The organism is Klebsiella sp. K-Nf6, from assembly GCF_002806655.1.
GTDB classification, from domain to species: domain Bacteria; phylum Pseudomonadota; class Gammaproteobacteria; order Enterobacterales; family Enterobacteriaceae; genus Klebsiella; species Klebsiella variicola.
Genome location: NZ_PIBN01000011.1, coordinates 103,539 through 123,217 on the forward strand (window position 1 = coordinate 103,539; position 19,679 = coordinate 123,217).

The following is a 19,679-nucleotide window of genomic DNA, read 5'->3' on the forward strand; positions in this document are numbered from 1 at the left end:
CCTTGATGTCGGTCAGTTTGTCGGGCTCCTCCCATCGTCTTTTAGGGGTAGATCGGGTAGTGTGTGGCCGTTTATGTGAAATAAGGAATTTCTATGCGCAATCGTACATTCGCTGACCTCGATCGGGTGGTCGCGCTCGGCGGCGGGCATGGTCTGGGCCGGGTGATGTCCTCTCTCTCCTCGCTCGGCTCGCGGCTGACCGGCATTGTCACCACCACCGATAACGGGGGTTCCACCGGGCGGATCCGCCGCTCGGAAGGCGGCATTGCCTGGGGCGATATGCGCAACTGCATCAATCAGTTAATTGCCGAGCCCAGCGTGGCGTCGGCGATGTTTGAGTATCGTTTTAGCGGTAATGGCGAACTTTCCGGGCATAACCTCGGAAATTTGATGTTAAAGGCGCTGGACCACCTGAGCGTGCGGCCTTTAGAAGCCATCAATTTGATCAGAAACCTGCTCAAAGTAGACGCGTTTCTTATCCCGATGTCGGAACAACCGGTGGATTTGATGGCGCTCGATCATGAAGGCCATGAAGTTTACGGCGAAGTGAATATCGATCAGCTCGACAACCTACCGCAGGAGCTGATGCTTACCCCACCGGTACCCGCCACCCGCGAGGCGGTGGAAGCGATCGCCGAAGCCGATCTGATCCTCATCGGCCCGGGTAGCTTTTACACCAGCCTGCTGCCGATCCTGCTGCTCGACGAGATGGCTCAGGCGCTGCGCCGCACCCCGGCGCCGATGGTGTTTATCGATAACCTCGGCAAAGAGCACAGCCCGGCGGCGAGGCTGTCGCTGGCGGAGCGCATTGCGATTATGGAGCGCTATGTGGGTAAGCGGGTGGTGGATGCAGTGATCACCGGGCCAAAAGCCGATATCCACGGCATCAACGACCGGCTGGTGATCCAGACGCCGCTGGAGGCCAGCGACGTGCCCTATCGCCATGACCGGGCGCTGCTTCGCGGCGCGCTGGAAAAGGCGATTCAGCTTCCTGGCTGACGCTGCGCGCCGGAGGGCCAACCTTCGGCGCACCTTAAAATCTTAAGGTTGTCTTAAAATAGGACTGGCACTATACCCTTATCTCTTTCTGTGGGTAGGTATTATGTCGTTATTACCTTTACGTCGGCCAGTTCTCAGCCGCACGACTTATTTGATTCTCTTTGCTTGCTATATCGGTATCTTTCTCAACCTGGCTTTTTATCGCCAGGTTTTCCCGTTACTGCCGGTAAACAGCCTGCATAACTGGCTGGTATTCCTCAGTATGCCGATCGTGGCCATTAGCGTGATGAATATCATCACCACCCTCGCCTCGTTCCTGAAGCTCGATCGGGTGGTCATCAGCCTGTTTATTCTGCTCAGCGCGTCGGCGCAGTACTTTATCTGGTCCTTCGGCGTGGTGATTGACCGTTCGATGATCGCCAATATCTTCGATACCACCCCGGCGGAAAGCTTTGCTCTGCTGTCGACGAAAATGGTCATCGTGCTGGGGCTTTCCGGGCTGTTGATGGTTCTGGTCGCCTGGTGGATTAAAGTTCGTAAACCCGCCTCTTTCTGGCGCGGCGCGGCGATGCGCCTGCTCAATATCGCCGTTTCGGCGCTGCTGATTATTCTGGTGGCCGCGCTGTTCTATAAAGATTACGCCTCGGTGTTCCGTAACAACAAAGAGCTGGTGAAATCCCTGAGTCCCTCCAACAGCATTGTGGCGCTGAACTCGTGGTATGCGCACAACCGCATGGACAACCTGCCGCTGGTGAAGATTGGCGAAGATGCCACACAGAAACCGGTGATGCATAACGGCCCCCGTAAGAACCTGACGATTGTGGTGCTGGGCGAAACCTCGCGCGCCGAGAATTTCTCGCTGGGCGGCTACGATCGGCATACTAACCCACGCCTGCAACAGGACGATGTGGTGTACTTCCCGAAAACCACCTCCTGCGGCACGGCAACTGCGGTTTCCGTCCCTTGTATGTTCTCCAATATGCCGCGCGCGCATTACGATGAAGAACTGGCACACCATCAGGAAGGCGTCCTGGATATTCTGCAGCGCGCCGGTATCCAGGTGCTGTGGAACGACAATGACGGCGGCTGTAAAGGCGCCTGTGACCGCGTACCACACCAGAACGTCACTGACCTGAATCTCAGCGGTCAGTGCATCAACGGCGAGTGCTACGATGAAGTCCTGTTCCATAATCTGGACAATTACATCGACAACCTGAAACAGGATGGCATTATCGTACTGCATACCATCGGCAGCCACGGTCCGACCTATTACAACCGCTATCCGGCTGAATTCAAAAAATTCACCCCGACCTGCGATACCAATGAAATCCAAAGTTGTACGCAGCAACAGTTGACCAATACCTACGACAACACCATTCTGTATGTCGACTATATCGTTGATAAGGCGATAAAATTACTGCAATCCAAACAGGATAAATTTACCACTAGCCTGGTTTATTTGTCCGACCACGGCGAATCGCTGGGTGAAGATGGCGTCTATTTGCATGGTCTGCCGTACTCCATCGCGCCGGATACGCAAAAACACGTCCCCATGCTGCTGTGGCTGTCGCCGGATTACCAGCAACGTTATGGTGTTTCCAGCCAGTGTTTGCAACAACAGGCTAAGACGAAGGATTATTCTCAAGATAATCTGTTCTCCACCCTGCTCGGCCTGCTCGGCGTCAGCACCCACGAGTACCAGGCAGCAGACGATATTTTAACGCCATGTAGAGAGGCTGGTTGATGAAAATCTTAGTCATTGAAGACGATGCGCTGCTGTTACAGGGGTTGATTCTGGCGATGCAAAGTGAAGGATACGTATGCGACGGCGTCTCCACAGCGCACGAAGCGGCGCTATCGTTGGCCAGCAATCACTACAGCCTGATCGTACTCGACCTCGGCCTGCCGGATGAAGACGGTCTGCATTTTCTCACCCGTATGCGGCGGGAAAAGATGACCCAACCGGTGCTGATCCTCACCGCCCGCGATACGCTTGAGGATCGCATTAGCGGTCTCGATACCGGCGCGGATGACTACCTGGTGAAGCCCTTTGCCCTGGAAGAGCTGAACGCGCGCATTCGCGCCCTGCTCCGCCGGCATAATAATCAGGGCGATAACGAAATCAGCGTCGGCGATCTGCGCCTCAACGTCACCCGCCGCCTGGTGTGGCTGGGTGAGACGGCGCTGGAATTGACGCCGAAAGAGTATGCTCTGCTGTCGCGGCTGATGATGAAAGCCGGTAGCCCGGTGCATCGTGAAATCCTCTACAACGACATCTATAGCTGGGACAATGAGCCAGCGACCAATACCCTTGAAGTGCATATTCATAATCTGCGCGATAAAATTGGCAAATCGCGGATCCGCACCGTCAGAGGCTTTGGCTATATGCTGGCTAACCACATCGACACGGAATAGACCATGGCTCTGTTTGCAACCGAATCCTGGACCATGCGCCACCGGCTGCTGCTGACCATCGGCACCATTCTGGTGGTCTGTCAGCTGATCAGCGTCTTCTGGCTATGGCATGAGAGTAAAGAGCAGATCCAGCTGCTGGTGGCAAGCGCCGTCGAAGGACATAACAACCAGAAGCATGTGGAGCATGAGGTACGGGAAGCGGTCGCCAGCCTGCTGGTGCCGAGCCTGCTAATTGTTGCTCTGGCGCTGTATATCAGCGTGCTGGCGGTGCGCAAGATCACCCGCCCGCTCTCACGACTACAAAGCGAGCTGGAGAGCCGCACGCCGGACAACCTCACCCCTATCGTGCTCAGCGAATCGGTTCCCGAGGTTACGGCGGTGACCACCGCCCTGAATCAGCTGGTTTCCCGCCTCAATCTGACCCTCGACCGTGAGCGGCTGTTTACCGCCGACGTGGCGCATGAGCTACGTACCCCGCTGGCCGGCCTGCGCCTGCACCTCGAACTGCTGGCGAAAGTGCACGGCGTGGGCGTCGACCCGCTGATCCAACGCCTCGACCAGATGACCACCAGCATTTCCCAGCTGCTGCAGCTGGCGCGCGTCGGACAGTCTTTTTCCGCCGGTAGCTATCAGCAGGTGCTGTTGTTGGATGACGTAGTGAAACCGTTGCAGGAAGAGCTGGAAACCATGCTGGCGCAGCGTCAGCAGCGACTCCTGCTGACGGATGTCGAAAGCGAAGCCATTGTCTCTGGCGACGCAACGTTAATCCGTGTGATCCTGCGCAATCTGGTGGAAAATGCTCACCGCTACAGTCCGGAAGGGTCAACTATCCGCATCTCGGTGAAAGCGGGCTTGATGCCGGTGATGGCGGTGGAAGATGAAGGTCCGGGAATTGATGAGGCGAAAAGCGGCGAACTCAGTAAAGCGTTTGTGCGCATGGACAGTCGCTACGGCGGAATAGGCCTTGGACTGAGCATCGTCACGCGCATTGCTCAGTTGCATGACGCCCAGTTCTTCCTGCACAACCGCCAGCCAGGGCCCGGCGTCCGTGCGTGGGTGTTATTCCCGCGGCGGGCGCGTCAGAACGTCAGTACCCATTGATGGAAAAAGGCAACAATAATGACCAGGGCGGTGGCAACCGCCAGATATTCACGGAAGTTAATTTTTTGCATGGGCGCTATCCTCATCATGTTGAGGATAGTGTCGCCTGGTGAGATTAAGCAAACATTAAGAAGGCCGCAATGCGGCCTTTTTCTTCTCTGGCATTTGACTGGCGGGCGGCAAGAAGTGGAAAACAGACCTTTCATCCGAACGTCCGGGAGTACGCTCCTGCCCATCAGGAGGCCGCGATAAACAGCTCACGCAGTTGATGCAACTGGTCGCGAATTTGCGCCGCCTCTTCGAACTCGAGGTTCTGCGCGTGCTGCATCATCTGCCCTTCCAGCTCGTGAATTTTCTGCTGCAGCGCTTTTGGCGTCATATCCACCCCGCTGAGTCCCGCAGGTTCGGCGGCCTTCGATTTGCCGCGCCCTTTGGCTTTGGTCTTCGCCAGGCTCTGGCCCAGCTGCAGGATGTCCACCACTTTCTTGTTGAGCCCCTGCGGCACGATGCCATGCTCTTCGTTATAGCGCTGCTGTTTCTCCCGTCGACGCTCGGTCTCGCCAATGGCTTTGGCCATAGAGGGTGTAATTCTGTCGCCGTACAGGATGGCCTTACCGTTGATGTTACGCGCTGCGCGGCCGATGGTCTGGATAAGCGAGCGTTCGGAGCGCAGGAAGCCCTCTTTGTCGGCATCCAGGATCGCCACCAGCGACACCTCCGGCATATCCAGCCCCTCACGCAGCAGGTTGATCCCGACCAGCACGTCAAACTCGCCAAGGCGCAGGTCGCGGATAATCTCCATGCGTTCGACGGTGTCAATATCCGAGTGCAGATAGCGCACCCGCTCGCCATGCTCCTCAAGGTACTCGGTTAAATCTTCCGCCATCCGCTTGGTGAGGGTGGTCACCAGCACGCGCTCGTTGATGGCCGTGCGCAGACGGATCTCCGACAGCAGGTCATCGACCTGGGTGGCCACCGGTCGCACTTCGATGATCGGGTCAAGCAGACCAGTGGGCCGCACCACCTGATCCACCACATCGCCGCCGGATTTATCCAGCTCATAGGCTCCCGGGGTCGCCGACACGTAGATAGTTTGTGGTGCCAGCGCTTCGAATTCTTCAAACTTCATCGGTCGGTTATCCAGCGCTGACGGCAGGCGGAAGCCATATTCCACCAGCGTCTCTTTGCGCGCCCGGTCGCCCCGGTACATGCCGCCGATCTGCGGCACCGTGACGTGGGATTCGTCAATGACCAGCAGACCGTCTGCCGGCAGATAGTCAAACAGGGTGGGCGGCGGCTCGCCGGGCCCGCGACCGGAGAGGAAGCGCGAGTAGTTTTCAATGCCCGAGCAGTAGCCCAGTTCGTTCATCATTTCGAGGTCGAACTGGGTGCGCTGGGTTAAACGCTGCTCTTCCAGTAGCTTGTTGTTAGCCAGCAGTACTTTGCGACGATCCGCCAGTTCCAGCTTAATCTCTTCCATCGCCTGGACGATGCGTTCCCGCGGCGTCACGTAGTGGGTCTTGGGATAAATGGTATAGCGTGGAATGGACGATTCGACGTGGCCGGTGAGCGGATCAAACAGCGACAGGCGCTCAACCTCTTCATCAAACAGCTCAATGCGCAGCGCGATATCGTCGGATTCCGCCGGGAAGACGTCGATCACCTCGCCGCGAACGCGGAAGGTCCCGCGCTGGAAAGCCTGATCGTTGCGGGTATATTGCAGCTCGGCCAGACGGCGCAGGATAGCGCGCTGGTCAATCAGCATCCCGACCGTCAGGTGCAGCATCATCTTCAGGTACAGGTCCGGGTCGCCGAGGCCGTAGATCGCCGAGACTGACGCCACCACCACCACGTCGCGCCGCTCGAGCAGCGCTTTGGTCGCCGACAGGCGCATCTGCTCGATATGTTCGTTCACCGAGGCGTCCTTCTCAATGAAGGTATCTGAGCTGGGGACGTAGGCTTCCGGCTGGTAGTAATCGTAGTAGGAGACGAAATACTCGACGGCATTCTCCGGGAAAAACTCTTTCATCTCGCCGTAGAGCTGGGCCGCCAGCGTTTTGTTTGGCGCCAGCACCATCGTCGGCCGCTGCAGATCGGCAATCACGTTGGCGATGGTAAAGGTTTTACCGGAGCCGGTAACCCCCAGCAGCGTTTGATGCGCAAGCCCATCCTCCAGCCCCTCTTCCAGGCGGCGGATGGCTTCCGGTTGGTCTCCGGAGGGGCGAAAGGCAGAATGCAGAACAAACGATTTACTCATTGATCAAAACCTGAAGATGGATTTAGCGGCCGGTGTTTAATTCTACCCTCCGGGCCATTTTTTGCCAACAAATTATACTGGATATTTAAACAGTGCATCACTATGATTGCGTCAGTAAACGGCTTATTTTGCCGCCATGGTGCGCACAAAGCGCGCGCCGGGTGGGATAATCCTCCGGCCGGTAGGGTTATCCCCAAAAAATTTCACCTTTTAACATTTGTCAAGCAGACGGGTGAAAGTTTTATGGCAGTAGATGACGCTTTTCTTACACCCATTGATTTTATCTAACAAGCTGATATTTAATGACTTTAAAGAAAAGACGCCTTTCGCGCCAATTCAGCCGCAGGCCGCGTACGCTCTAGCTTACCGCAGGTTTTCTAACTCTAATACACAAGGTTATCCACAGGAATAGTGGATAACTGTCTGCAGCCCATGACCACCGCCGCCCGGCGCAAATCGACTTTTGCCGTAAACCGTGCGGCGAAAAATTTTTATCGAACTATTTTTGATAACTATCCGTTTAAAGCCGCTCGATTTTTGCTGCTTTTTGCACCACCCTTTAGCGTCGGGCACCGGAAAAGTGCAGCGCCCGCGCTGACTGTGCCCGATGGTGTCGGCGTTTCGCGTTTTTTTCCGAGCGTTCTTTTTCCTGGCAAGAGTTTTGCAGCATCTTTCTGTCGCCCTGACGCCAGGATAAGGAGAAAACGTCCATGTTGAATTTACAGGCAGTAAATCATTTTTACGGTAACCAGCACTCGCTGTGGAATGTCGATCTTGAACTACGCCCGGGAGAGTGCATTGGCGTACTGGGACGCGAGGGAATGGGAAAAACCACCCTGGTCAACTGCATTGCCGGCCATCTGCCGGTGGCCAGCGGTCGGATGACCTGGCATGACATTGGCGCCCCACCGTGCGATCTCACCCCCCTGTCCGCCCAGTCGCGCAGCGCTATCGGCATCGGCTACGTGCCGCAGGATAAACGCATCTTTTCCCAACTCAGCGTGGAAGAGAATCTGCATATTGCCCTGGCGGCCGGGAAACCCGGGGTCAGCTCCAGCGGCGGTGAAATTTATGAGCACTTTCCCGAACTCTATGCGCTACGGCAGCGCAAAGGCGCCTCGCTAAGCGCCGACGATCAGTACCAGCTGGCGCTAGCCAGGGCGCTGATCGTCCAGCCACGACTGCTGATCCTCGACGAACCCTCGCGCGGCACAGGGCCGCGCTGCCTGCAAAAGCTGGCGGAGCTGCTGCTGCGGTTAAATCGCGATATCGGCCTGACGGTGCTGCTCGCCGAGCAGCACCTGCCCTTTATCCGCCGGGTGGCGGATCGGTTCTGTGTATTACACCGAGGGCGTAATGTCGCCGAGGGCGATATTATGGCGCTGGATGAACCGCTGCTGGCGCAGTGGATGACGCCAGATCCAGCGCGCTGAGATCCAGATACTGGCCGAGATCGTCGCGCTGCGCGATATCGGCAAGCCACGGTATTTCGCCGAGGAATGGCGCGGCCAGCCGGTTTTTCAGCGTCGCCAGATACTCATTATGGCGTTTGCCCGGCGGCTGCACGTCATTGGCGATCCATCCCGCCAGCGGCAGCCCTGCCTGGCGTACCGCCTGGGCGGTGAGCATGGCATGGTTGATGCAGCCGAGCTTAACGCCCACCACCAAAATCACCGGCAGTTGCTCCTGCTGCGCCCAGTCAGCGAAGGTCAGCGTATCCGAGAGCGGCGTAAACCACCCTCCGGCCCCTTCAACCAGCACCCAGTCGGCGAGACTTTCTAACTCGCGCAGCCCACCGGAAAGCGTCGCCGCGGCGATCGGCCGGCCTTCATCGGCGCTGATGATGTGCGGTGAGGTCGGCTCGGCGAAGGTATAGGGGTTCACCTGGTCGTAGCGCAGCGCGACCCGGCTATGGCGCTGCAGGGCCAGCGCGTCTTCATTGCGTAGCCCAGCGGCAGTCAGCTCGCTGCCGGAAGCCACCGGTTTATAGCCAGCGGTGTTAAAACCCTGCTGATTCGCCGCCTGCAGCAGCGCGCTGCTGGCAACCGTTTTTCCGACTTCAGTATCGGTTCCGGTGACAAAAAAACGTTTAGTCACGTTCAATGACTCCTGTAAAAAGATAATACGTCAGCGGGCAGACGCCCTGCTGTTGCGGCCAGGCCAGCTGCAGTTCGCGCAGTTTGCCGCGGCCAAGCGGGGCGGATGCCCTCCCCTGGTGCAAATGGGTAGCGCCGATGCCCTTCAGCGAGCGCATAGCGCTCAGCGCATCGGCGAACGGCAGGCGAATCTGATGAACGACACCTTCGGCGCGCAGCCCGCTCAGTGCGGCCCTTACCGCCGGTTCGCTGAGAAAACGGTTGGCATGTGGACGGTCGTCGATCGCCCGCCACGCCTGGTTAAGCTCCGGCAGCGAGTCGGCCAGCAGCGTGGTAAACGCCACCCGCCCGCCGGACCGCACCACCCGGCACAGCTCGCCGATCGCCGCGCGCAGATCGTCGCACCACTGCACCGCCAGGTTGCTCCATGCCAGATCGACGCAGCCATCCGGCAGCGGCAGCGCTTCGATATCGCCCTGCAGATAATGCTGTGCGGCGTTGTGGCGCTGCGCCTCCGCCAGCATCCCGGCGGAGAGATCCAGCGCGGTCACCACGCTGCCCGCCTCACGCCAGTAGCGGCTCATGCTGCCGGGGCCACAGCCGGCATCCAGCACCTGAGCAAAATCGCGGCGCGCCAGCTGGCGCAGCAGCAGATCGGCGCTGCGCCGTTGCAGTTCATCATGTTGCGTATAGCCGCTGGCCGCCCGGCCAAACGCCGCGGCCACCGCCTGCTTATTCACCGTGGCCATGCAGCGCCTCCAGTAAACGGTTAATGTCCTCAGCCTGATGGGCGGCGGTCAGGGTCAGGCGCAAACGAGCGCTGCCGACCGGCACCGTCGGTGGACGGATCGCCGTTGCCCAGCAGCCGGCCTCGCGCAGACGGCAGGCCAGGCTCAGCGCCCGGGCGTTATCCCCGACGATCAGCGGCTGGATCGCGCTGACGGAATCGGTCAGCCCCAGCGATACATCGCCCATCCCTGCGCGGAACTGACGGATGCGGGCGGCCAGGCTTTCACGCCTCTGCTGCCCCTCATCGCTGCGAATGATCCGCAGGGCAGTGCTCAGCGCCACCGCCTGGGCGGGCGGCATTGCGGTGCTGTAGATCAGATGACGGGCAAACTGCAGCAGATAATCGGCCATCGATTCGCTGCACAGTACCGCCGCGCCGCTCACCCCAAACGCCTTGCCAAAGGTGACCACCAGCAGATCGGGGCGTACGTTCTGCGCCGCGCAGCTCCCGCGACCTTCATCGCCGACGACCCCAACCCCGTGGGCATCATCCACCAGCAATAACGCCCCGGCGGTCTGCGCTGCGGCGTGAATGGCCGCCAGCGGCGCGCTGTCGCCGTCCATACTGAAAATGCCTTCAGTCACCACTAACTGCAGGCCGTCCAGCGGTTTCGCCAGCAGTTGCGCGAGCTGTTGCGGATCGTTGTGGGCGAAACGGCGCAACTGCGCCGGACTCAGGCTCGCCGCCTCCAGCAGGGAGGCGTGGCTCAGGCGGTCGGCGACAATCCGATCCTCTTTTTCCGCCAGCGCGGCAACCAGCGCCTGATTGGCGGCAAAGCCGGAGATAAACAGTAGCGCGCGCGGATAGCCCAGCCAGTCGGCGAGCTCCTCTTCCAGCGCGCGATGGGCTTCGCTATAGCCGCTCACGTGGCCCGAGCCGCCGGAGCCGACGCCATAACGTTCCGCCCCCTGCTGCCAGGCGGCGATAATGCCGGCATGCTGGCTCAGGCCCAGGTAATCATTGCTGGAGAAGTTGAGCCAGCGCTCCCCTTCGCGCTCCAGCCAGCGTCCGGCGCCGTGGTTTACCGGCAGGCGACGGCGAAACGCATCCGCCTGCCGCCGCTCGTCCAGCGCCCGCTCGATTCGTTGCTGCCAGGTCATAGCGCCGCCGCGTTGTAGTATTCCTCAGTGTCCGGGGTGAGTAAGGCCTGTTCCAGGCGCTGCTGCTGCTCATTGTCGCCTTCCAGTACCGCCGTCTGCTGCGGGTTGATCCCCAGCTTGCGGAACAGCTGCAGGTCTTTGTCCTCTTCCGGGTTCGGCGTGGTGAGCAGCTTGCAGCCGTAGAAAATCGAGTTCGCCCCGGCCATAAAGCACATCGCCTGGGTCTGCTCGTTCATCTGCTCGCGGCCGGCGGAGAGACGCACGTAGGAGGTAGGCATCATGATGCGCGCAATAGCGATAGTGCGGATGAAATCGAAGGCGTCGACATCGTCGTTATCCGCCAGCGGCGTGCCCTTGACCTTCACCAGCATGTTGATCGGCACGCTTTCCGGCGGCGTTGGCAGATTGGCCAACTGCAGCAGCAGCCCGGCGCGATCGTTTACGGTCTCTCCCAGCCCGACGATGCCGCCGGAGCACACTTTAATCCCGGCATCGCGCACTTTATCCAGCGTATCCAGACGCTCCTGATAGGTACGGGTGGTGATGATGTTGCCGTAAAATTCCGGCGAGGTGTCGAGGTTGTGGTTGTAGTAATCAAGACCTGCGCCGGCCAGACGTTGCGCCTGGCTGTCGGTGAGCGTACCGAGCGTCATGCACGACTCCAGTCCCAGCGCCTTCACGCCTTTCACCATCTGCTCCAGATAGGGCATATCGCGGTCATTGGGGTTCTTCCACGCCGCGCCCATGCAGAAGCGGGTCGAGCCGGCGTTTTTCGCCTGGCGTGCCGACTCCAGCACCTGCTCCACTTCCATCAGGCGCTCAGTTTCGAGGCCGGTTTTATAGCGCGCGCTCTGCGGACAATATTTACAATCCTCCGGGCAGGCGCCGGTCTTGATCGACAGCAGGGTACTGACCTGCACCTGGCGCGGGTCAAAATGCTGGCGGTGGATTTGCTGCGCTTCAAATAACAGATCGATGAGTGGTTTATTAAATAATTCCGTTACTTGCGACATTGTCCAGCGTGTACGGTGAGCCATTGGTCTCTCCAAAGGTCGTACACTTCCTATTTCACATAGCCTCTTTGTTGGCTGCACTCGCGCACCCCAGTCACATAGTGAACTATGCTCCTGGGGATGTTCTCGCTTGCCGCCTCGATGCTGCGCGAAATATTTTGTGTACGTTTCATTGTAAGTAAGTTCAGTGTAGACTTGTAAACCTAAATGTTTTCAAAATGGTTTACAAGTCGATTATGACACTGGACGATCTCGCCTTCGATCGGCGCCACATCTGGCACCCCTACACCTCTATGACTTCCCCCCTGCCGGTCTATCCGGTGGTTTCCGCCCACGGTTGCGAGCTGTCCCTCGCCGGCGGCGAACAGCTGGTTGACGGTATGTCCTCCTGGTGGGCGGTGATCCACGGCTACAATCACCCGCGCCTCAATGCGGCGATGAAAGCGCAGGTCGACAAAATGTCGCACGTGATGTTTGGCGGGATCACCCATCCGTCGGCAGTGGCGCTGTGCCGCCAGCTGGTGGCGATGACCCCGGAGTCGCTGGAGTGCGTTTTCCTCGCCGATTCCGGTTCGGTGGCGGTAGAGGTGGCGATGAAAATGGCGCTGCAGTACTGGCAGGCCAAAGGCCAACCGCGCCGTCGTTTTCTGACCTTCCGCAATGGCTATCACGGCGATACCTTTGGCGCGATGTCGGTCTGCGATCCGCAAAATTCAATGCACAGCCTGTGGCAGGGCTACCTGCCGGATAACCTGTTCGCCCCTGCGCCGCAAAGCCGCTTTGACGGCGAGTGGGATGAGCTGGATATGGTGCCGTTTGCCCGCCTGATGGCCGCGCATCGTCACGACATCGCCGCGGTGATCCTCGAACCCATCGTCCAGGGCGCGGGCGGCATGCGGATGTACCATCCGGAGTGGCTGAAGCGGGTGCGTAAAATGTGCGACCGGGAAGGGATTTTGCTGATCGCCGATGAGATTGCCACCGGCTTTGGCCGCACCGGCAAACTGTTCGCCTGCGAACACGCCGGTATCGCCGCCGATATTCTGTGTCTGGGTAAAGCGCTGACCGGCGGCACCATGACCCTTTCCGCCGCGCTGACCACCCGCGAGGTCGCGGAAACCATCAGCAATGGCGAAGCTGGCTGCTTTATGCACGGCCCCACCTTTATGGGCAATCCGCTGGCCTGCGCGGTAGCGAGCGAAAGCCTGCGCCTGCTGGAGAGCGGTGAATGGCAACAGCAGGTGGCGACGATTGAAGCCCAGCTGAAGGCCGAGCTGGCTCCGGCACGAGAGTCAGAATGGGTCGCCGACGTGCGCGTACTGGGCGCAATTGGCGTGATTGAAACCCGTCATCCGGTCAACATGGCCGCCCTGCAGCGCTTTTTCGTTGAACAAGGGGTGTGGATCCGCCCGTTTGGCCGCCTGATTTACCTGATGCCGCCGTATATCATCACGCCCGAGCAACTGACCCGCCTGACCCGTGCGGTCAACCTGGCCGTGCAGGACGAAACATTTTTTAGCGAATAAACAGCGGATTTGCGCCGCCGGGAAGGCTACACTTCTTTGTTAATCTGCACATTATCAATGAGGATGAAGCATGAAATTGATCAGTCACGATCTCCAGGACGGCGGTAAGCTGCCTAATCGTCACGTCTTCAACGGCATGGGCTATGATGGCGACAATATTTCGCCGCACCTGATGTGGGATGATGTGCCCGCGGGAACCAAAAGCTTTGTCGTCACCTGCTACGACCCGGATGCGCCGACCGGTTCCGGCTGGTGGCACTGGGTGGTAGCCAACCTGCCTGCCGATACGCGGGTGCTACCGCAGGGTGCCGGCTCCGGTCAGACGGAGCTACCGGAAGAGGCCGTTCAGACCCGCACCGATTTTGGTAAGGCAGGCTACGGCGGCGCGGCGCCGCCGAAGGGCGAAACCCACCGCTACATTTTTACCGTGCACGCGCTGGATATCGATAAGATTGATGTCGATGCCGAGGCCAGCGGCGCGATGGTCGGCTTTAATGTCCATTTCCATTCGCTCGCCAGCGCCTCGATCACCGCCCTGTTCAGTTAATTATCCCCCCGGATAGCGGCTTGCGCCTTATCCGGGCAACCCGCGGTACCGGTATATTGTCGGGTGGCGCTTCGCTTACCCGACCTACAATATCCTTAGACCTACGCAAGCGCAGCGCCGCCGGGCGATTGCCGCGGGCACGGAGCCGCTTTTATGCCGGGCGGCGGCTGACGCCTTGCCCGGCCTACGGTCCTACAATACTACGTTCCGTGCCATTTGTAGCCCCGGTAAGCATAGCGCCACCGGGGAGATTAACCTTACTGTTCAGTGGCCACCTGCAGCGCGGTTTTACGCACCCGCGCATACCACACCACCGTCAGCAGCCCCAACCAGACCAGCCCGGCTAACAGCGCTACGCGCGTCTCTTCCACCATTCCCAGCACGGCGATCACCAGCCCCATAAACAGCAGCGTCAACAGCGGGCCCACCGGCCAGAAAGGAATAGGAAATTCGATCTTACTGCGCTCTTCGGCTGACAAACCGCGACGCATCGAAAAATGAGACAGCAGGATCATCAGCCACACCCAGACGGTGGCAAACGCCGCCAGCGAGGCAATCAGCACAAAGACTTGCTCCGGCATCAGATAGTTAAGCACCACCGCCACCAGCAGCGCCACGCCCATCACCACCACGGTCATCCAGGGCACGCCGTTGCTGGCAATCCGCTGGAAGCACTTCGGCGCCAGCCCCTCTTTCGACATGCCGTACATCATACGTCCGGCGCCAAAAATATCGCTGTTAATCGCCGAGATACTGGCGCTAATCACGATGATATTCAGTACGGTGGCCGCCGCCGGGATCCCGAGGCCATCAAAGATCAGCACAAACGGGCTGCCCTGCTCGCCAAAACTATTCCACGGGAAGATCGCCATCAGCACCGCCAGGGTGCAGACGTAAAACAGAATAATACGCAGCGGAATAGTGTTGATAGCCTGCGGGATGACCTTCTTCGGATTCTGCGCTTCCGCCGCGGTGACGCCGATAATTTCCACGCCGCCGAACGCAAACATCACGATGCCAAGCGAGGCGATGATCCCCTGCCAGCCATTAGGCGCAAAACCGCCGTGGCTCCACAGATTTTCCAGCCCGGTGGCCGGGAAACTATGGCCAAAGCCAAAGAAGATGATGCCTGCCCCCGCCGCCATCATGGCGATAATCGCCACCACTTTAATCAGTGACAGCCAGAACTCCATCTCGCCGAACACTCGCACGCTGCAGAGGTTCATCGCACCAATAAAGAAGATAATGCTAAGGATCCAGATCCAGCGCGGCACATCGGGATACCACAACCCCATATAGATACCGAACGCGGTGACGTCGGCCAGCGCCACGATCACCATTTCAAAGGTGTAGGTCCAGCCGGTAATAAATCCGGCCAGCGGCCCGAGATACTGGCGCGCATAGCTGCCAAAGGAGCCGGAAACCGGATTGCGCACCGCCATTTCACCCAGCGCGCGCATGACCATAAAGACCGCCGCGCCGCCAATCAGGTAGGCCAGCAGTACCGCCGGACCCGCCGCTTTAATCGCGGAGGCCGAGCCATAGAACAGCCCGGTGCCGATAGCGGAACCAAGCGCGATAAAACGAATGTGTCGGGCATTCAGCCCGCGCAGCAGATGCGGTTTGTGTTGTTGTTGCATATACAGGTGTCCTGATTTTTTTATATGACGACAAATATGCGATGTAGGTCGGCCGGGGGAATGACTTCCCCCGACGCGGGTACAGAGAACAACGGTGATTAATGCAGTACGGCAGGCAGCAGACGCGTCAGGTGACGTGCAGCCAAAAGTGCAATGGCATTTTCAATATCAGGGGCGAAGAAACGATCCTGCGTATAGTGAGATACGCGTTCGCGCAGCAGATGGCGCGCCTCTTCCAGCAGCGGACTGGTGGTCAGCCCTTCGCGCATATCCAGGCCCTGCGCCGCGGCCAGCCACTCGACGGCCAGTACGCCGCGGGTGTTTTCCGCCATCGCCCACAGCCGACGGCCGGCAGCCGGCGCCATCGAAACGTGGTCTTCCTGGTTTGCGGACGTCGGAAGGCTGTCAACGCTATGCGGATGCGAGAGCGCTTTGTTTTCACTGGCCAGGGCTGCCGCCGTGACCTGAGCAATCATAAAGCCGGAGTTTACGCCACCATTTTTTACGAGGAACGGCGGCAGCTGCGACATATGGCTGTCCATCATCAGCGCGATGCGACGCTCGGAAAGCGAGCCGATTTCGGCGATCGCCAGCGCGATATTATCCGCCGCCATCGCTACCGGTTCGGCGTGGAAGTTGCCACCGGAGATCACATCATTCTCAGCCGCGAAGACCAGCGGGTTATCGGAAACCGCGTTCGCTTCGGCTAACAATACCTCAGCCGCCTGGCGGATCTGCGTCAGGCAGGCGCCCATCACCTGCGGCTGACAGCGCAGTGAGTACGGATCCTGTACCTTGGTGCAATTATGATGCGACCGCGAGATCGCACTGTCATCGGTCAACAGGTGGCGATACAGTGCCGCCGCATCAATCTGACCACGCTGGCCGCGCACCTCATGAATACGCGAATCGAACGGACGACGGGAACCCAGCGCCGCTTCGGTGGTTAATGCCCCGCACACCACTGCGGAGGCGAACAAATCTTCGGCTTCGAACAGACCGCGCAGCGCAAAAGCCGTCGACGCCTGGGTGCCGTTCAGCAGCGCCAGGCCTTCTTTCGCCGCCAGGGTAATCGGCTCCAGCCCCGCCTGACGCAGCGCGTCGGTCGCTGGCAGCCATTCGCCACCGCGAACCCGCGCTTTGCCTTCGCCAAGCAGCGTCAGCGACATATGCGCCAGCGGCGCGAGGTCGCCGGAGGCGCCGACAGAACCTTTCGCCGGGATCCACGGCGTCACGCCGGCATTCACCAGGCCAATCAGCGCCTGGATCACGCTCAGGCGGATCCCGGAGAAGCCGCGAGACAGGCTGTTAATCTTCAGCACCATAATCAGGCGCGCCAGGTCGTCGTCCAGCGGCTCGCCAACGCCCGCCGCATGGGACAGCACCAGTGAACGCTGCAGGTTCTCCAGATCGTCCGTCGAGATACGGGTCTGGGCCAGCAGGCCAAAACCGGTGTTAATACCGTAGGCGGTCCGCCCTTCGGCGAGGATGGCGTTGACGCAGGCCACGCTCTCATCAATGGCGGCAAACGCGCTGCTGTCGAGGGTAATGTTCAGCGGGTGGCTGTAAACGTCGCGGAGCTGCGACAGGCTCAGTTGCCCCGGAATGAGCGTTAACGATTTCATTTAGCGTTCCCCTGCGTTGCTGCCACCATCGGAAGATTCAGACCCTGTTCTGCTGCGCATTCAATAGCAATATCGTAACCCGCATCGGCATGACGCATCACACCGGTCGCCGGGTCGTTGCGCAGAACGCGAGCAATACGCGCCGCCGCTTCATCGGTACCGTCACAGACGATAACCATCCCGGAGTGCTGCGAGAAGCCCATGCCTACGCCGCCGCCGTGATGCAGCGACACCCAGGTCGCGCCGCTGGCGGTGTTAAGCAGCGCGTTCAGCAGCGGCCAGTCGGATACCGCATCTGAGCCGTCGCGCATGGCTTCGGTTTCGCGGTTCGGGCTGGCGACGGAGCCGGAGTCAAGGTGATCGCGGCCAATCACGATCGGCGCGGAAACTTCGCCGCGGCGCACCATTTCGTTAAACGCCAGTCCGAGCTTCTGACGCCACTCCAGACCTACCCAGCAGATACGCGCCGGCAGTCCCTGGAAGCTGATGCGCTCGCGCGCCATATCCAGCCAGTGGTGCAGGTGCTGATCATCTTGAATGATCTCTTTCACTTTCGCGTCGGTTTTGTAGATATCCTGCGGATCGCCGGACAGCGCTACCCAACGGAACGGGCCGATACCGCGGCAGAACAGCGGGCGGATATACGCCGGCACGAAGCCCGGGAAATCAAAGGCATTGCTGACACCCACTTCCTGCGCCATCTGGCGAATGTTGTTGCCGTAGTCGAAGGTCGGCACGCCCATCTCGTGGAAGGCCAGCATCGCCTGCACGTGGTCGGCCATTGAGCGTTTCGCCGCCAGCATGGTGCCCTGCGGATCGGATTCAGCTTTCTGCTGATACTCCTCCCAGCTCCAGCCTTTTGGCAGATAGCCATGCAGCGGGTCGTGGGCACTGGTCTGGTCGGTGACCATATCCGGGCGCACGCCGCGTTTCACCAGCTCTGGCACGATATCCGCAGCGTTGCCGCACAGGGCGATAGAGATGGCGCGGCCTTCGGCGGTGTATTTCTTGATGCGCGCCAGGGCGTCATCCAGAGAAGTAGCTTGTTCATCCACGTAGCGGGTACGCAGACGGAAATCGATGCGGCTCTGCTGACATTCGATGTTCAGCGAGCAGGCGCCTGCCAGCGTCGCGGCCAGCGGCTGCGCGCCACCCATGCCGCCCAGACCGGCGGTTAATACCCAACGGCCTTTCAGGCTGCCCTGATAGTGCTGGCGACCGGCTTCGACGAAGGTTTCGTAGGTGCCCTGCACAATGCCCTGGCTACCGATGTAGATCCAGCTGCCGGCAGTCATCTGGCCGTACATCGCCAGCCCTTTGGCATCCAGTTCGTTGAAGTGTTCCCAGGTGGCCCAGTGCGGGACCAGGTTGGAGTTAGCGATCAGCACGCGCGGCGAGTTTTCATGCGTTTTAAATACGCCGACCGGTTTACCGGACTGCACCAGCAGGGTCTCGTCGCTTTCCAGGTTTTTCAGCGCCTTCACGATAGCGTCATAGCATTCCCAGTTGCGCGCAGCGCGACCAATACCGCCATAGACCACCAGCTCATGCGGGTTTTCAGCGACATCGGGATCGAGGTTATTCATTAACATACGCAGCGGCGCTTCGGTCAACCAGCTCTTGGCGGTCAGCGTCGTGCCTCTCGGTGCACGGACGTCCAGCTGGCGATATTTGCTTTGCGACATCGGGGTTTCTCCTGACAATTAACGTTGTGTACGTAGATACATATACTTGTCTATACAACTCTGCGCAAGCCAGGATTTAACAGAAATGATACAATTTTGTTATATTGCGTCAGCAATCACGTTTTGCTGACGCGAGGAAGGATCAGGAGCTGAAATGGCCCTGCAGACGGTAGCGCGCGCCGGGGAACAGCAGGCGAGCGTGAGAGACAATATGCGTCTTCGACCAGGTGCGACGGCGAATGAGCAGGCAGGGATCGTGCGGCAGAATGCGCAGCAGCGCGCACTCCTCTGACGTCGCCTGCACCGCCTCGACAATATGTTCGCCTTCGGTTAATGGCGCGATCAGTGACAGATAATCATGCGGCGTGGTGGTGGTGTAATCCTGTAACAGATAATCCGGCACCACCGCAGCATTGACGCAGCGATCTTCAATTTGTACCGGAACCTCGTTTTCGAAATGCACCATCCGTGAATGAAAGATGCGCGTGCCTTCGGCGACGGTGAGCGCCTCCGCCTGAATGAGATCGGCTTCGGTCTCCTCCAGCAGCAGCACTTCACAGCGGTGCTGATGGCGACGAGAGACAATCTCATCGGCAATGCTGCGCACTTCAAACAGCGCCGACTGCCCTTTCGGCTCGGCGACGAAGGTACCGACCCCCTGCAGCCTGACCAGCAGGCCTTCATCCGTCAGCTCGCGCAGTGCGCGGTTGATGGTCATCCGGCTGAAGCCGAACTGGGCAACCAGTTCAGCCTCCGAGGGAATTCGGTCGTGCGGACGCCACTCGCCGCGGTAGATTTTTTCGCTGATCGCCTGCTTCACCTTTTCATAGAAAGGCGCGGGCGCGGAACGAGGTTGTTGTGCAAACATGGCCTGGCTTTCCTTAT

General features: G+C 59.3%; 16 protein-coding genes and 1 pseudogene. 8 read left to right on the forward strand and 9 right to left on the reverse strand.

Features of this window, described 5'->3' with window-relative positions; genetic code table 11:
- Window positions 1-93 precede the first annotated feature (93 nt).
- The 4 genes from yvcK to pmrB all read left to right on the forward strand — a co-directional run bounded on the left by yvcK (window position 94) and on the right by pmrB (window position 4,515).
- Complete coding sequence (gene yvcK / locus CWM61_RS18535) at window positions 94-999, forward strand: uridine diphosphate-N-acetylglucosamine-binding protein YvcK (RefSeq protein ID WP_100631687.1); 906 nt, start codon at window positions 94-96, stop codon at window positions 997-999.
- 103 nt (window positions 1,000-1,102) lie between these two features.
- Entirely contained in the window at window positions 1,103-2,743 is a 1,641-nt protein-coding gene (gene eptA, locus CWM61_RS18540; RefSeq protein WP_100631688.1) for a phosphoethanolamine transferase EptA, read from the forward strand.
- Window positions 2,743-3,414 (forward strand): two-component system response regulator PmrA, encoded by a 672-nt coding sequence (gene pmrA / locus CWM61_RS18545; RefSeq protein ID WP_061155271.1) that lies wholly within the window; start codon window positions 2,743-2,745, stop codon window positions 3,412-3,414. The genes eptA and pmrA overlap by 1 nt, the downstream gene beginning before the upstream one ends.
- A 3-nt stretch (window positions 3,415-3,417) precedes the next feature.
- Window positions 3,418-4,515, forward strand: coding sequence for a two-component system sensor histidine kinase PmrB (pmrB, locus tag CWM61_RS18550; protein WP_074386488.1), 1,098 nt, complete (start codon window positions 3,418-3,420; stop codon window positions 4,513-4,515).
- Between the two features lie 235 nt (window positions 4,516-4,750).
- Here pmrB and uvrB read toward each other — a convergent pair whose 3' ends face one another.
- Window positions 4,751-6,772, reverse strand: a complete 2,022-nt coding sequence (gene uvrB, locus CWM61_RS18560; protein WP_100631689.1) for an excinuclease ABC subunit UvrB — start codon at window positions 6,770-6,772, stop codon at window positions 4,751-4,753.
- 411 nt (window positions 6,773-7,183) lie between these two features.
- Between uvrB and CWM61_RS18565 the strand changes: the two are divergent.
- Window positions 7,184-7,393, forward strand: a pseudogene (locus CWM61_RS18565) (hypothetical protein); the annotation flags it as partial.
- Between the two features lie 89 nt (window positions 7,394-7,482).
- Complete coding sequence (locus CWM61_RS18570) at window positions 7,483-8,205, forward strand: ABC transporter ATP-binding protein (RefSeq protein WP_100631690.1); 723 nt, start codon at window positions 7,483-7,485, stop codon at window positions 8,203-8,205.
- On the opposite strand, the gene bioD is transcribed toward CWM61_RS18570, so the two are convergent.
- From bioD to bioB, 4 genes are read right to left on the reverse strand one after another with little or no spacing between them, the layout of a single operon-like run.
- Window positions 8,147-8,869 carry a dethiobiotin synthase gene (bioD, locus tag CWM61_RS18575; protein ID WP_074386491.1) on the reverse strand — a complete coding sequence of 241 codons (723 nt, stop codon included), beginning with the start codon at window positions 8,867-8,869 and terminating at the stop codon, window positions 8,147-8,149. The two genes, CWM61_RS18570 and bioD, sit on opposite strands and share 59 nt — an antisense overlap.
- Window positions 8,862-9,617, reverse strand: a complete 756-nt coding sequence (bioC, locus tag CWM61_RS18580) for a malonyl-ACP O-methyltransferase BioC (RefSeq protein WP_074386492.1) — start codon at window positions 9,615-9,617, stop codon at window positions 8,862-8,864. Before bioC ends, bioD begins: the two co-directional genes overlap by 8 nt.
- Window positions 9,601-10,758, reverse strand: a complete 1,158-nt coding sequence (bioF, locus tag CWM61_RS18585) for an 8-amino-7-oxononanoate synthase (RefSeq protein ID WP_074386493.1) — start codon at window positions 10,756-10,758, stop codon at window positions 9,601-9,603. Before bioF ends, bioC begins: the two co-directional genes overlap by 17 nt.
- Window positions 10,755-11,795 (reverse strand): biotin synthase BioB, encoded by a 1,041-nt coding sequence (bioB, locus tag CWM61_RS18590; RefSeq protein ID WP_100631691.1) that lies wholly within the window; start codon window positions 11,793-11,795, stop codon window positions 10,755-10,757. The genes bioF and bioB overlap by 4 nt, the downstream gene beginning before the upstream one ends.
- 212 nt (window positions 11,796-12,007) lie before the next feature.
- Between bioB and bioA the strand changes: the two genes are divergently transcribed.
- Window positions 12,008-13,297 (forward strand): adenosylmethionine--8-amino-7-oxononanoate transaminase, encoded by a 1,290-nt coding sequence (gene bioA / locus CWM61_RS18595; RefSeq protein WP_074386617.1) that lies wholly within the window; start codon window positions 12,008-12,010, stop codon window positions 13,295-13,297.
- A gap of 70 nt (window positions 13,298-13,367) precedes the next feature.
- On the forward strand, window positions 13,368-13,844 hold the full coding sequence (locus CWM61_RS18600) for a kinase inhibitor (RefSeq protein WP_074386494.1): 477 nt from the start codon (window positions 13,368-13,370) through the stop codon (window positions 13,842-13,844).
- A gap of 257 nt (window positions 13,845-14,101) precedes the next feature.
- Here CWM61_RS18600 and CWM61_RS18605 read toward each other — a convergent pair whose 3' ends face one another.
- The 4 genes from CWM61_RS18605 to CWM61_RS18620 form a co-directional block, all read right to left on the reverse strand.
- The gene (locus CWM61_RS18605; protein ID WP_074386495.1) at window positions 14,102-15,484 is read right to left on the reverse strand and encodes an amino acid permease; all 1,383 of its coding nucleotides are present in this window, start codon (window positions 15,482-15,484) and stop codon (window positions 14,102-14,104) included.
- Between the two features lie 98 nt (window positions 15,485-15,582).
- The gene (gene hutH, locus CWM61_RS18610; RefSeq protein ID WP_100631692.1) at window positions 15,583-17,109 is read right to left on the reverse strand and encodes a histidine ammonia-lyase; all 1,527 of its coding nucleotides are present in this window, start codon (window positions 17,107-17,109) and stop codon (window positions 15,583-15,585) included.
- Window positions 17,106-18,794, reverse strand: a complete 1,689-nt coding sequence (gene hutU, locus CWM61_RS29935) for a urocanate hydratase (protein WP_061155279.1) — start codon at window positions 18,792-18,794, stop codon at window positions 17,106-17,108. The genes hutH and hutU overlap by 4 nt, the downstream gene beginning before the upstream one ends.
- A gap of 142 nt (window positions 18,795-18,936) precedes the next feature.
- Window positions 18,937-19,662 (reverse strand): histidine utilization repressor, encoded by a 726-nt coding sequence (locus CWM61_RS18620; protein ID WP_008805728.1) that lies wholly within the window; start codon window positions 19,660-19,662, stop codon window positions 18,937-18,939.
- Window positions 19,663-19,679 lie beyond the last annotated feature (17 nt).

Coding starts and splice junctions, on each gene's coding strand:
- CWM61_RS18600 (WP_074386494.1), top strand. CDS start 13,368: ATGAAATTGATCAGTCACGATCTCCAGGACGGCGGTAAGCTGCCTAAT.
- eptA (WP_100631688.1), top strand. CDS start 1,103: ATGTCGTTATTACCTTTACGTCGGCCAGTTCTCAGCCGCACGACTTAT.
- hutU (WP_061155279.1), bottom strand. CDS start 18,794: ATGTCGCAAAGCAAATATCGCCAGCTGGACGTCCGTGCACCGAGAGGC.
- pmrA (WP_061155271.1), top strand. CDS start 2,743: ATGAAAATCTTAGTCATTGAAGACGATGCGCTGCTGTTACAGGGGTTG.
- bioC (WP_074386492.1), bottom strand. CDS start 9,617: ATGGCCACGGTGAATAAGCAGGCGGTGGCCGCGGCGTTTGGCCGGGCG.
- hutH (WP_100631692.1), bottom strand. CDS start 17,109: ATGAAATCGTTAACGCTCATTCCGGGGCAACTGAGCCTGTCGCAGCTC.
- CWM61_RS18605 (WP_074386495.1), bottom strand. CDS start 15,484: ATGCAACAACAACACAAACCGCATCTGCTGCGCGGGCTGAATGCCCGA.
- bioA (WP_074386617.1), top strand. CDS start 12,008: ATGACACTGGACGATCTCGCCTTCGATCGGCGCCACATCTGGCACCCC.
- uvrB (WP_100631689.1), bottom strand. CDS start 6,772: ATGAGTAAATCGTTTGTTCTGCATTCTGCCTTTCGCCCCTCCGGAGAC.
- bioF (WP_074386493.1), bottom strand. CDS start 10,758: ATGACCTGGCAGCAACGAATCGAGCGGGCGCTGGACGAGCGGCGGCAG.
- CWM61_RS18620 (WP_008805728.1), bottom strand. CDS start 19,662: ATGTTTGCACAACAACCTCGTTCCGCGCCCGCGCCTTTCTATGAAAAG.
- bioB (WP_100631691.1), bottom strand. CDS start 11,795: ATGGCTCACCGTACACGCTGGACAATGTCGCAAGTAACGGAATTATTT.
- CWM61_RS18570 (WP_100631690.1), top strand. CDS start 7,483: ATGTTGAATTTACAGGCAGTAAATCATTTTTACGGTAACCAGCACTCG.
- yvcK (WP_100631687.1), top strand. CDS start 94: ATGCGCAATCGTACATTCGCTGACCTCGATCGGGTGGTCGCGCTCGGC.
- pmrB (WP_074386488.1), top strand. CDS start 3,418: ATGGCTCTGTTTGCAACCGAATCCTGGACCATGCGCCACCGGCTGCTG.